10 protein-coding genes are annotated in these 12,007 nt (G+C 41.1%); all 10 read left to right on the top strand.

What is annotated here, in order from left to right:
- The first annotated feature begins 20 nt into the window (after positions 1 to 20).
- Positions 21 to 1,541: a sugar ABC transporter ATP-binding protein gene (locus tag I2483_RS06850; RefSeq protein WP_207174740.1), complete on the top strand. Its 1,521-nt coding sequence runs from the start codon at positions 21 to 23 to the stop codon at positions 1,539 to 1,541.
- A gap of 11 nt (positions 1,542 to 1,552) precedes the next feature.
- The gene (locus I2483_RS06845; RefSeq protein WP_207174738.1) at positions 1,553 to 2,728 is read left to right on the top strand and encodes a sugar ABC transporter permease; all 1,176 of its coding nucleotides are present in this window, start codon (positions 1,553 to 1,555) and stop codon (positions 2,726 to 2,728) included.
- Between the two features lie 122 nt (positions 2,729 to 2,850).
- Positions 2,851 to 3,831 carry a substrate-binding domain-containing protein gene (locus I2483_RS06840; protein ID WP_207174736.1) on the top strand — a complete coding sequence of 327 codons (981 nt, stop codon included), beginning with the start codon at positions 2,851 to 2,853 and terminating at the stop codon, positions 3,829 to 3,831.
- Positions 3,828 to 5,291 carry a sensor histidine kinase gene (locus tag I2483_RS06835; RefSeq protein WP_207174735.1) on the top strand — a complete coding sequence of 488 codons (1,464 nt, stop codon included), beginning with the start codon at positions 3,828 to 3,830 and terminating at the stop codon, positions 5,289 to 5,291. The genes I2483_RS06840 and I2483_RS06835 overlap by 4 nt, the downstream gene beginning before the upstream one ends.
- Positions 5,269 to 6,816, top strand: a complete 1,548-nt coding sequence (locus tag I2483_RS06830; RefSeq protein ID WP_207174814.1) for a response regulator — start codon at positions 5,269 to 5,271, stop codon at positions 6,814 to 6,816. The genes I2483_RS06835 and I2483_RS06830 overlap by 23 nt, the downstream gene beginning before the upstream one ends.
- Before the next feature lie 5 nt (positions 6,817 to 6,821).
- Positions 6,822 to 7,901, top strand: coding sequence for a D-xylose ABC transporter substrate-binding protein (xylF, locus tag I2483_RS06825; RefSeq protein WP_481886319.1), 1,080 nt, complete (start codon positions 6,822 to 6,824; stop codon positions 7,899 to 7,901).
- A gap of 117 nt (positions 7,902 to 8,018) precedes the next feature.
- Positions 8,019 to 8,240, top strand: coding sequence for a transcriptional regulator (locus tag I2483_RS06820; protein WP_186668469.1), 222 nt, complete (start codon positions 8,019 to 8,021; stop codon positions 8,238 to 8,240).
- On the top strand, positions 8,240 to 9,496 hold the full coding sequence (locus tag I2483_RS06815; RefSeq protein ID WP_207174812.1) for a Y-family DNA polymerase: 1,257 nt from the start codon (positions 8,240 to 8,242) through the stop codon (positions 9,494 to 9,496). Before I2483_RS06820 ends, I2483_RS06815 begins: the two co-directional genes overlap by 1 nt.
- A 10-nt stretch (positions 9,497 to 9,506) precedes the next feature.
- On the top strand, positions 9,507 to 9,836 hold the full coding sequence (locus tag I2483_RS06810) for a YolD-like family protein (protein ID WP_207174731.1): 330 nt from the start codon (positions 9,507 to 9,509) through the stop codon (positions 9,834 to 9,836).
- Positions 9,837 to 10,078: 242 nt separating this feature from the next.
- Entirely contained in the window at positions 10,079 to 11,272 is a 1,194-nt protein-coding gene (gene chrA, locus I2483_RS06805) for a chromate efflux transporter (RefSeq protein WP_207174729.1), read from the top strand.
- Positions 11,273 to 12,007: the final 735 nt, after the last annotated feature.

Genomic DNA, 12,007 nt, shown 5'->3' with positions numbered 1-12,007 from the left:
TGGGTTAGGGAGGCGATGGAATGAGCGACTATATTTTAGAGATGAATGACATATCTAAAGAGTTCCCGGGAGTCAAGGCCCTATCGAACGTGAATTTCAAGGTGAGAAAAGGAGAGATTCATTGTTTGGTCGGTGAGAATGGTGCAGGAAAATCTACGCTGATGAAGGTATTGAGTGGAGTCTATCCATATGGCACATACGATGGAGATATCGTATTTGAAGATCAAGTTCAACAGTTCAAAGAGATTAGCGATAGTGTGAAAGCTGGAATTGGCATCATTTATCAAGAGTTGGCACTTTTTCCTGATTTGGCTGTCTATGAAAATATATTTGCAGGCAACGAAGTGAAGAAAGGTCCTTTCGTTGATTGGAATCAAACAATCGTTCAAGCTACGCAAATACTGAAAAAAGTAAAGTTGAAAGTGACACCGGAAACACTGATCAGGGAATTAAGTGTAGGAAAACAACAGCTCGTTGAAATTGCCAAGGCATTAAGTAAAGATGTCAATTTGCTAATTTTAGATGAGCCGACAGCAGCACTGAATGAAGATGATAGTGAAAATCTATTAAAACTCCTAAAGGAACTAAAAAGCCAAGGAATTAGCTGCATTATGATTTCCCATAAGTTGAAAGAAGTTATCGAAATAGCTGATAAAGTAACGGTTTTACGGGACGGAAAGACGATTTGTACGCTAGATGCGAGTAAAGGGGAAGTAGCGGAAAATCTCATCATCAAAAACATGGTAGGACGTGAAATTGAGGACATTTATCCGAAACATCCAGATAAGAAAATCGGGGATACGGTCCTTAAATTGACTAATTGGTCAGCATATGACACGCAACTAGGAAGAAATGTTGTGAAAAACATCAATCTTCACGTTAAAAAAGGCGAAATTATTGGGATTGCCGGTCTGATGGGGTCCGGTCGTACAGAGCTTGCCCTTAGCATTTTTGGGAATCCGAAAAACTATAAGCTGCAAGGCAATCTGGAAATCCAAGGGGAACCAAAAGTGCTGAAGCATACAAGTGATGCGATTAAGGCTGGTATTGCGTATGTGACGGAGGATCGAAAAGGAGACGGCTTATTTTTATTGCAGGATATTAAGAGCAATGTCTCGGCCGCACATCTGAAAGGGATTTCGAAGAAGGGGATTCTCAATTTAAATGAAGAAGTGAAGGTTGGTAAAGAGTACAAAGACTCGTTGTATATTAAAGCGAGTTCACTAGAGCAAATAGTTGGCAAACTGAGTGGTGGAAATCAGCAAAAAGTATCGCTCGGGAAATGGTTGTTTACTGGACCTAAGATCTTGATCTTAGATGAACCAACAAGAGGAATTGATGTTGGGGCGAAATTTGAAATTTATACAATTATGAATCAGCTGATTGACGAAGGTATGAGTATTATTATGATTTCCTCTGAACTTGGTGAGGTACTAGGGATGAGTGATCGTATCTATGTTATGGCAAACGGTGCCATCAAAGGAGAATTGACGATGAAGGAAGCGACACAAGAAACAATTATGGAACTTGCGACGCAATAGGGGGGATAAAGATGGAGTTTTATAAAGAAACTAAAGCGCTCGTCAAAGCCAATATTCGAGATTACGGGATGTATATTGCGTTAATCGTTATTTTGTTAACATTTACGATTATGACGAACGGCTTGTTTATGTCGTCTCGAAACATTAGTAATTTACTAGATTCTGCCGGTTATATTGCGGTTTTGGCAGTTGGGATGACCCTAGTTATCGTCATTCGTCACATTGACTTATCGGTTGGCTTTTTAGCAGGATTTTTAGGTGCAATTACAGCTATATTCTTGACACAAATGGGCATATCGGTATGGATCACTATTCCAGTTATTTTACTATTAGGTGCCATCATTGGATTATTTAACGGGATGTTAGTTGCTAAAATTGGAATTCCATCATTTGTTGCTACGCTAGCTGGGATGTTGATTTTCCGCGGTGCGCTCCTTCAGGTCACAGAAAAAACGGGAACGATTATTGTTAGGGATGAACAATTCAATGCGATTGGAAATGGATTTATTCCATCGATTATGCAAATTAATGGCTTGCATCTACTTACGTTATTAGTAGGATTTGTCGGAGTTCTATTTTATATTTACAATGAAATCTCCAATCGTCGCAACAAATTGACGTATGGCTTTGATGTAATGTCTAAGGGAATCTTTAGCGTAAAGCTTGTATTAATATCAGCGATTATTGCTTACATTACTTGGATTTTAGCTGGCTATAATGGATTTTCTTGGACGGTTGTCATTATAATAATCGTTGTCCTAATTTATCACTTCTTAACGACTAAAACAGTACTTGGTCGTCACATTTATGCAGTCGGTAGTAATCCGGAGGCCGCGCATTTAAGTGGGATCAATGTACAAAAGATTACATATATCGTCTTCGGTTCCATGGGGATGCTCGCGGCGTTATCTGGAATTCTATTTACATCTCGACTCCAATCGGCAACGACCACAGCTGGAACTCTCTTTGAGCTTGATGCGATTGCGGCGGCATATGTGGGGGGAGTATCTTCTGCAGGTGGTGTCGGTAAAGTGACAGGTGCTATTATTGGTGCCATCGTGATGGCCTCGTTATCGAGTGGGATGAACTTACTTGGTGTCGGAATATCCTATCAATATATGATCCGCGGTGGTGTTTTAGCTGGAGCAGTAATCTTTGACGTTATGACACGTAAGCAACGGGCTTAAAAGAGAATAGCAGCATAACTTGGCATCCTATTTGTAGGGTGCCTGATGTATTTGTAAGTCATTGTTAATTCCTTGACAGGTGATAAGATGATAGGAACAGGCTTAAGGAAAGGGTAAGGAATATGCGAAAAAAATTTGTATTTATACTTGTCGTACTCATTATGATTTTTAGCTATTTGACTATTGCGTCCGCAACTAAGGCGCTTCGTTCAACTAGTGATAGGCCTGCTAACCTTCCCTTTGTCTCGGACTCTATTCGTCTTGTACTCATTACGCAAGAGCTTGATACTCCATTTTGGAATAAGGTCGGCCAGGGGGCATTGAAGCAGGCACAAAAAGAAAACGTGCAGCTTGAAGTGTGGGGAAGCTATGGCAACAACCAAGATGATTTTTTGAAGACAATGGAGGTTGCGATTCATTCAAAGGTGGATGGAATTATCGTACAGGGCCTAGATAACGAAGAATTTAAAGAGCTGACAAAGGTTAAGGCAGCTTTTTATGGGATTCCTGTCATTACCGTCGCGAATGATGTGCCAGTGGAAGAGAGCTTGCGAAAAACATATGTTGGTTCAGATCAGTTTGAGGCAGGAGAAATGGTTGCTCGACAATTGATAAAAGAAATGGGCACGACAGGAGGAGTGATTATTCTTGGTGATCAAGAGCAAGCGTATTATCAAAAAGAACGTCTAGCTGGTATTGAGGATGTATTAAGTAAGTACCCAGACATCGAAATGATTATTAGAGGGACCGCAGATGCAAAGGAACAAGTAATGGCGACGACACAACAGTTAATGAATGAAGTGCCGCGAGCTTCTGCATTTATAGCCATCAATGCAAATTATGCAGGGCCGATGATTCAAGAAATCGGAAGACGCACTCAAGTAGAGCCGTATTATATTTATACCTTCGATGATGGGGTTGGGTCAACTGCCCTCTTAGAGCAAGGCATGCTCGATGGGATTTTGGCGCAAAAGCCAGAAGAGATGGGCAGTGAAAGTGTGAAGCGGTTGATGCAATGGATTTCAGGCGAGACCGTCCCGCTCGATTCAAATGGTTATCTCACCGAAACACGCATGGTTAAGGCGGAAGGTGAAGAACCATGATGACGATTCAAAAAAAAATTTGGATACTCGTTTCCGTTGTGTTGCTGATTATGGGGATTATTTGGCTGGCGCTTACACACTATAATCAGAAGACCCAGGAACAATCCAATGATATTTTACAGCGCTATTTGCGGATGAATGAAGTGACCACTGCTAGCCAACGAATAATTACCAATTTAAATAACTATTTACTCGACCCAACAGAAAAGCATAAGCAACAGATAGAGAAAAGCATAGTCGTTATTGAAGCGGTACAACAGGATGTAGCGGAGCTGAGAAATGTGGAAAATGCGTTTTCAGTCACCAATTATATTCATTTAATCGATAGCCTTATTGAGACGACGAATCGCTCCATTATGTTTTCAGAGAAGCAAGAAATGGAAGGGTCGACCAATGAGTTTAATGAAGCAAATCGTATTTCTATGTACATATCTGAAATGACCTTGACAATCTTGGATCAAGAGTTGAAGACCTCCAACCGATTTTATCGAGATATTATCAAGCAATCGGAGGAGCTGAAAAGGTTAGGAATTTGGTTATTGCTTTTAATTACCGTCGTGTTACTATTGGCCATTTATTGGTTTTCACTTAGTATTACGCGACCAATTCATCAGCTCACTAAGGCTGCTAATGAATTGTCTCAAGGTCGTTTTAATCAACGGATTGAAGTGCAATCGAATGATGAGATAGCCTTTTTAGCACAGACCTTTGATGAGATGCGGATAAATATTAATGACTTAATAGTGGAAATTCAACAAAAGGCTCAGCTTGAGCATGAACTTCAGCAAAGTAAGTTGTTGTTGAAGGAGAGTCAATTTAGAAGCTTGCAGAACCAGATAAATCCACATTTTTTATTCAACACACTGAACACATTGTCGAAAAAGGCGTATTTAGATGGTGCGGAGGAGACGAGTGATCTTATAGTCAGTGTAGCGGGCTTACTACGTTATAATTTGAAGCGCATTGATCGCTCTGTGACGTTGTTTGAAGAAGTGGTTGTTTTGAATCAGTATATGGAAATTCAAAAGGCGCGTTTTACGGATCGCTTACAATTTAAGTCTGACATCGACAAATCTTGCTTAGATGTGAAGATTCCGGGACTAACGCTTCAGCCCATTATTGAAAATGCAGTAATCCACGCGATTGAGCCGGAGCAAAATGGAGGCACTATTTGGTTCAGGATTAAGAAGAATGGTCCATGGGTCATCATTGAAATCGAGGATAGTGGACAAGGGATGTCCCGTGAGAAAATGGAACAGCTGCTGAAGGGACACATCGAACCTATCGAAGGACATTCTACAGGGATAGGCTTTCAAAATGTGGTGAAGAGATTGCATTTGTTTTATGGAATCGAGGATTTGGTCACGATTGATAGTAGGGAAGGTCGGGGGACAAAGGTGGTCATACAAATTCCGAGTGCAAGGGAAGAGGGGAATGATGATGAAGCTTCTTATCGTTGATGATGAACCGATTGAGCGAGAAGGTATGCAGGCAATCTTACAAAAAGCGTTCCCTGAACTTACCATTTACCAAGCAAGAAATGGGGAGGTAGCAGTAGAATTAGCAGATACGATCCAACCGGATTTGGTCTTAATGGATATTAAGATGCCGGGAATGACAGGACTTGAAGCCATAGAAAAGATTCAAGATGAGCATTCTACTATCAAATTTGTGATGGTGACGGCCTTTGATATGTTCGATTATGCGAGACAAGCGCTCAAGCTCGGCGTGAAGGATTACTTGCTGAAACCTAGTAGAGCAAGTGAGATTGTTGCAACGGTGGGGAAAGTATTAGAGGAATGCAGGCTGGAGCGTATTGCAGAGGCTACAAACCAAGTGCAGCATGAAAAGTGGCAAAAGGCGTTGACATTAGTGGAAACAGATATTGTGACACAGCTATTATTTGACCATGTCCATGAAGTCCATATTGATATGCTTGTTGAGATGCTAGATATTCGCTCTACCCATGAAAAGTTTGTTGTAGTCGTGTTGTTGCCAGAGGGAGCAGAACACTATTATGTGCGGATTAAGGAAAAGGTGCGTGAAACCGGAAATGCTTGGGTAGGTGCGTTATATGGAAGGCAGCTCCCTATCATTGTGTTTCGTGATCAAGAGAAGTCCTTTCGTTCGCAAGCAACCACTTTAGCCAAAGCAATTTTATCGTTAGCCAAAGAGCAAATGAGCGTAGGCTGGTTTATAGGGATTGGTCAAGTTTGCGAGCCATTAGACGAGATTCGTCAATCGTACCAAGAAGCGCTTATTGCGACCATGGATACAACGCTAGCTCTCAAAAGTCGGTTCTACGCCGACGCCCCAGCTCTTAGTCTAGAGACAGATAATCAGGTTATCAAGCGGCAGCAGAAAGACTTTTTTGACCAAATTCGTTTAGGCGACTGGGTATCCATTCGTTCTGGCATATTGGATTTGATCCAACAGCATGAGAATGAGGGGAATTCATTAATCTACACGCAGCAGCGAATGCTTGAGTTGCTTTGGATTGCGAACCGAGTGATGGATGAAATGGGAATGGAAGCGAATGCGCCGTTTTTTTCGTTTCAAGCACAGGACTACCGCCAATTACGGACGGAGACGCTCCTGTTACTCGAGCGAATGAATGCTATCTACGAGGCGCATTACGAACGAGTGGAGGCTGACAAGATACATCAAATTAAACAATTTATTAGTGAGCATTCACATAAAGAAATTTCACTGAATATTCTTGCGGAAAAGGTTGATTTAAGCCCGATTTATATTAGTAAGATGTTCAAGGAAAAGTTGGGCATTAACTACATCGACTTTCTGACGGAGTGCCGAATTGAGAAAGCAAAGAAGCTTTTGAATGATCCAGAGTTAAGCCTAAAAGAAATTACGTTTGAGGTCGGTTATCATGAGCCAAATTATTTCAGCAAGGTGTTCAAGAAAATGTGTGGGGTGTCCCCGAAGGAATACCGAAAAACGTTATTGAGTAAAAAAGTAGAAGTCTGATAGGGGTGAAGTGGATGAAACAACTGGCTATAGTCGTGTGGTTTTTGGGGATGACTTTGCTGCTAGTTGCTTGTATAGCTGCGCCGAAGCAGACATTGGAACCCGTTAAGTCAGAAGAAATAATACCTCTTAGTAAAATCGACAGCCCAATCCGTATTGGATTTTCGATGGATACATTACTTGAAGAACGATGGCTAAGAGACCGTGATTTGTTTAAGGAGGCGGTCGAAGCACTAGGAGCAGAAATTGAGATTGTCGCCGCCAATGGAGATGATGCGCTTCAGATATCCCAGGCAGAGGCGCTTATTCAAAGCGGAATCGACCTCTTGGTAATCGTCCCACATAATGCTGAGGCAACAGCTGCGATTGTACACAAGGCGCATCTTGCAGGTATCCAAGTAATTGCCTATGACAGACTCGTCAAAAATGCGAATCTCGATTTGTATGTTTCTTTTGATAATGAACAAGTGGGTGAAATGCAGGCGAAAGCCATCACCGCTCTCGTACCGAAGGGGAATTACGTCATTATTGGTGGTGCGATTACCGATAACAATGCACATTTATTGAAAAAAGGTGTGTTCACTGTACTGCGTCCATATATTGAACGAGGTGATATTAAGATTATCTACGATCAGTGGACGGAGGATTGGACTCCGATGAATGCACAGGCCAATATGGAAGAAGCTCTTCGGACAACGAACAAGCAGATCGATGCAGTGATTGCTGCGAATGATGCCACAGCAGGTGGTGCAATTCAAGCACTTGCCGCTGCAGGGCTTGCAGGTCAAGTGCCAGTTGCAGGACAGGATGCGGATTTGGCAGGAGTGCAGCGTATTGTTACTGGAACACAAACGATGACAGTCTATAAGCCAATCAAAATGCTCACACAAGAAATGGCGAAATTAGCAGTTGCGATGGCAAAAGGTGAGAAGGTGTCTGCTGAACAGAAAGTTAATAATGGAAAAATTGAAGTTCCTTCTGTGTTACTTACACCAATTGCTGTAAATGAATACAATCTAGATAGTACGGTGATTTTCGATGGGTTTCATTCATTTAAAGATGTGTATGAAGCAATATCGGAGTAAATCGGATGCCCAACACTTAACAAAGAGACCACTTTTGGTAACTCTTGTTAAGTGTTTATTTGTCGTTGTAATACGAACATCTATTCTGTATACTGATTACAAGAGGAGGGAACGAATGTGCGTATTGAGTTGATAAAGTCAATGGAATGGAATCACGTATTAGATATGATATACATGGCGAAAGACGGTGCAATAAGCAAGCGAAGCATTAAAATACTACAAGTAGGGGATGTCTCATTTAGGGCTTATTGCTATTTACGAAAATCCAATCGTACATTTAAAATCGACAATATACTTGCACTCGTTCCCATTACTTCAAAAGAGCGGATTGTTATATGATGGATTACGGTAAATTTCCAAACCGAAATATCGCTTGTATTGATATGGTGAGTTTTTACGCTAGTTGTATGGCTTCATTGCATAATTTAGATGTTCAAAAGGTGCCGATTGCGGTCGTTGGAAATCTTGAAAGAAAAGGATCTGTTGTGCTTGCAGCATCGCCTCCAATGAAAAAGCGATTTCGTGTAAAAACAGGTACACGTATGTATGAAATACCACAGCATCCTGACATCAGGCTATTCAATCCGAAAATGAGCTATTTTCTCGAAATGTCGATGGCTATTACTCGCCTACTTCATAAATACGTTCCGGCTGAAGCGATTCATGTCTACAGTGTTGATGAAAGCTTTATTGATCTAACTGGCACCGAAAAGTTATGGGGCGATCCAGCGCAAACTGTTAAAGTTATTCAACAAGAAATAGTTGCGACGCTAGGCTTACCTTCAACGGCTGGTATGGGACCAAACATGTTAATGGCAAAGCTAGCACTCGATTTAGAAGCAAAGAATACAGGTTTTGCGAAATGGACCTTTGAGGATGTACCGGAGAAACTATGGCCAGTTTCTCCATTAAGTAAAATGTGGGGGATTGGTCGTCAAACGGAAAAAAATCTGAACAATATAGGGATATTTTCGATTGGTGACTTGGCTCATGCCGACTTGAAAAGTCTAGAGAAGAAATTTGGAGTAATGGGCAACCAGTTATTCCACCATGCATGGGGGATAGACCTCTCCGAGATGGGTGCCCCAATCCTTGAAGGTCAGGTTAGTTATGGAAAGAGTCAAATTCTTATGCGTGATTATAATTTGCGGGAAGAAGTAAACGTGGTCCTTTTAGAGATATGCGAGGATATCGCCAGAAGGGTAAGAGAAGAATACAAGGCCGGACGCACGGTATCCCTCGGTATCGGATATAGTAAAAACGCTTTCGGAGGTGGATTCCGTCGTTCTCGTACTATTGAAGAGGCAACAAATGACACGATGAAAATGTACGACGTTTGCAAAGAATTGTTGGATGAAAACTATAACGGTCAAGCCGTTCGGCAAGTATCCGTTTCGATTACGAAGTTAGAAGATGAGCGTTCAATGCAATTAAGTTTATTTGACACGAAAAAATGGCAAGTTCGAAAATTGGGTACAACAATGGATACTATTCGTAGCCGGTATGGCACCACCGCTATATTAAGGGCAGTGTCGCTTACTGATGCAGGAACAGCTATTAAGCGGTCTACATTAGTCGGCGGTCATCAAGGATAGGAGGGGTATTATGATTAGAGACCGAGGAAATATTAAATGGACAGCGATGATGCTGTCGGAGCATGTAAGGGAGCTACGAAAATGGGTGGATCAGGATAATTATACTGAAAGACCAGAACTAAATGAGTGGGATCTTCAATCGATTCAAGAAGAGCTTGAATTAGCGTATAAGAGGCAATGTGAAACGCTAATTAAAACATGGGGTAGTGGGCGAATTACTCAATACCATGGAATAGTTGAAGATATTGATTTGAAAAGGATGTGCATTGTACTTAAAATTCCGTTCGGTACAGAAATAATACGGGTAGCTGATATTATAAATGTGCAAAGCATGGATTGAACGACGCCTATACCATTACTAAGATATCTTGATCTATAGGGAATCACATGATGCTGAACGTGGCTTTGGCTAAAAGTAATCGTGAAAACATGTTAAGAGTGTGTAAAAACGCTTGAATGTATTAGTTGAAATGGTATATTTGTCTTGTTGAAAGAGCCCAGAGAACATAGTTCTGAATTGAAGCAAGAAAAAAGGAAATTGAGCTTTTCCAAGGAATAACAGACTGAAGAAGAGGAGTTAATATGAAAAAAGCTAAATCAAATAGGGGATTCAAATCACTTTTAGAACTATTTTTAGTCTCAGCACGACTTGGATTGACCTCTTTTGGCGGGCCAACAGCTCATTTGGGGTATTTTCATGAAGAATATGTACGAAGAAGAAAATGGATGGATGAAAAAAGTTATGCGGATTTAGTTGCTTTGGCACAGTTCCTACCTGGTCCAGCTAGTAGCCAAGTAGGTATTGGAATAGGTGTTATGCGGGCGGGTGTTTTGGGTGGGATTATATCCTTCATTGGGTTCACAATGCCTTCAGTTATTGCACTTATTTTATTTGCCTTGTTGCTCACGGGGCTCGACGTAGGAAATGCTGGATGGATACATGGCTTGAAAATTGTAGCAGTTGCGGTAGTTGCACATGCAATTATCGGAATGGCTAAAAATTTGACGCCAGATTTAACAAGGAAATCCATTGCCCTTTTCGCGTTAATAGGTACTTTATTTTTGCAAACGGCTTTTACTCAAGTAGGCGTCATTTTACTCGCTGCATTCGCGGGGTTCCTTCTGTTCAAGGAACACAAGGGAAATGATGAAAAGAGTTCGGAATTTCCAATTTCTAAGCGTGTATCAGTGTTCTGTTTACTGCTATTTTTCGGTTTACTCTTTCTGCTACCCGTCATCAGGGAAGTAACTGGATCTTACTGGGTAGCTATGTTCGATAGTTTTTATCGCTCGGGTGCTTTAGTTTTTGGTGGCGGTCATGTCGTTTTACCTTTATTAGAACAGGAATTTGTACCAACTGGATGGATAAGCGAAGAATCATTCTTAGCAGGTTACGGTGCTACACAAGCGGTACCAGGACCTTTATTTACGTTTGCTGCTTATTTAGGAACAGTTATGAAGGGTTGGCAAGGTGGTTTAGTAGCTACGTTTGCAGTATTTCTACCAGCATTCCTGCTTATTCTCGGCGCACTCCCTTTTTGGGATAGTATACGAAGCAATCCTAAAGTTAAAGGGGCAATCATGGGCGTAAATGCAGCAGTTATTGGAATATTAATATCTGCCTTTTATTTCCCTATTTGGACGAGTTCAATTATAGCACCTGTTGATTTTGCTTTAGCGGCACTTTTGTTTAGTATGCTTACCTATTGGAAGCTTCCTCCTTGGATTATTGTGATTACAGGGGCTATCGGTGGTTCATTACTGACAATGTTATGAAATCACATGTGTTGATTAACCAAAAACAATCAGTAAATAACTTAATCAAACACTAGGCTATCCGAGTACAGTTGCGTTGAATCGCTATGGATTAAATGATTCCTATACCATTACCTATAGATCTTTTTGGGTAATCGAATGGTGGTCGTTCATCCGACGCTTTCCAAAGTCATAAGTACACGAAATGCTAAAGCTTTTTGGAGCGAAAGAATAGTTGGCTCCTTATCTGGATAAAAGCCGCCAAAGATACAATTTTGGCGGCTGATGTTTTCTCTATGGTATTTTCTATTTTACTTTTAAAGAAGTGTCACTTTCTATAAGACATCACATGACTAGATGCATACTCTTTGCTAAAAGTAAGCAAGGAACACATTGTACAAAGTACTAGAGTGCCCGAAATTGTATCTTCGGGGACTTACAATCTTTATAGAAAGTCTTCTATTCTCTTCATCTAAAGCAACTGCATTTTTCACTTGAACATTGTAGGGAAGCGACAGGCAATTATTTCCAACAGGATGACCGAAAAAAGTGAGGCTAGAAGTGACGAAGTCGATTCTAGCCGCACATGCCCTCGGTAAAACTGTCATGAATATTTCGCCGAAAGCGAGCCAGAAATGGTCCAGTGAAAATGGAGGATATCAAGCCCTTCTCACCAGTACCTTGTGTGAATAAATGGTTAATAAACAGACGTGTATTATTGTCATTTTATCCTTTACAATCCGACTCGATAGACAT

It is taken from the genome of Sporosarcina sp. E16_3 (assembly GCF_017347125.1).
In the GTDB taxonomy this organism is placed as follows: Bacteria; Bacillota; Bacilli; order Bacillales_A; family Planococcaceae; genus Sporosarcina.
This window is presented reverse-complemented; position numbering and strand designations above follow the sequence as displayed.

Excerpts from the sequence above, each read along its gene's own strand:
- chrA (WP_207174729.1), top strand. The coding sequence starts at position 10,079 with ATGAAAAAAGCTAAATCAAATAGGGGATTCAAATCACTTTTAGAACTA.
- I2483_RS06840 (WP_207174736.1), top strand. The coding sequence starts at position 2,851 with ATGCGAAAAAAATTTGTATTTATACTTGTCGTACTCATTATGATTTTT.
- I2483_RS06835 (WP_207174735.1), top strand. The coding sequence starts at position 3,828 with ATGATGACGATTCAAAAAAAAATTTGGATACTCGTTTCCGTTGTGTTG.
- I2483_RS06810 (WP_207174731.1), top strand. The coding sequence starts at position 9,507 with ATGATTAGAGACCGAGGAAATATTAAATGGACAGCGATGATGCTGTCG.
- I2483_RS06830 (WP_207174814.1), top strand. The coding sequence starts at position 5,269 with ATGATGAAGCTTCTTATCGTTGATGATGAACCGATTGAGCGAGAAGGT.
- I2483_RS06850 (WP_207174740.1), top strand. The coding sequence starts at position 21 with ATGAGCGACTATATTTTAGAGATGAATGACATATCTAAAGAGTTCCCG.
- I2483_RS06845 (WP_207174738.1), top strand. The coding sequence starts at position 1,553 with ATGGAGTTTTATAAAGAAACTAAAGCGCTCGTCAAAGCCAATATTCGA.
- I2483_RS06815 (WP_207174812.1), top strand. The coding sequence starts at position 8,240 with ATGGATTACGGTAAATTTCCAAACCGAAATATCGCTTGTATTGATATG.